The 636-nt window shown below is 66.0% G+C and carries 1 protein-coding gene; it reads right to left on the bottom strand.

Going from position 1 to position 636, the window contains the following annotated elements:
- Window positions 1–636, bottom strand: a 636-nt coding sequence (locus tag AC1DIO_RS35405; protein WP_476854957.1) for a porin, incomplete at both ends; no start/stop codon positions are given.

Here is a 636-nt window from a genome sequence, read left to right as displayed (position 1 = left end):
AACCATAGACTTCCGAACGGATGGTCGGGGTCCAGTAGTGCTTCAGGCCAGCAGTGATGGCGAAGCCCTTGGTCAGCTTCGAGCGACCGGTGGTCTGGTCGATGACGATGTCCGCAGCGGCGAGCGAGCCGAGGCGGCCGTAGCCATAGGTGCCGCCGTAGCCGAGGTAGGAGCCCATGCCCTCAGCGTAAGCTGCCTGCAACCACAGGACGTCGCCAGCGGCGAGCATCGGCAGGTTGAACTTCAGACCGCCCTGGATGGCCCAAGCGGTCTCGTCGCCGCCACGGATGATCGTGGTGTTGCCGATAGCGCCAACCGGGAAGCTGGCAACGTTACGCTGACCGATGGCACCCGACAGCTGAGCGGAGCCCCAGCCCTGGGTCACGTTCAACGCACCGACGAGGTCCGGATACTGGCTGCCCTCGAGGACCGGAGCAGCGCCGTTGAAGAGGACGGCGTTGCGGACGACCGCGTTACGGCCGGCCAGGCKGTCTTCGAGCGAGATCGTGGCCGAGAAGCCCGAGCCGAAGGTCGCGGTGTAGGCCAACAGGTTCGGGCTGTTGTCCGAGCCGCGGAGCGAGCTGAAGCCGAGGTCGTTGGCGTAGAAGTCGAAGAACGACTGCGCGCGACCAGCGG

This window comes from Allobosea sp. 05T439, from assembly GCF_056396005.1.
The sequence above is the reverse complement of the archived record's forward strand: the minus strand, read 5'-3'. Positions and strand labels throughout refer to the sequence as shown.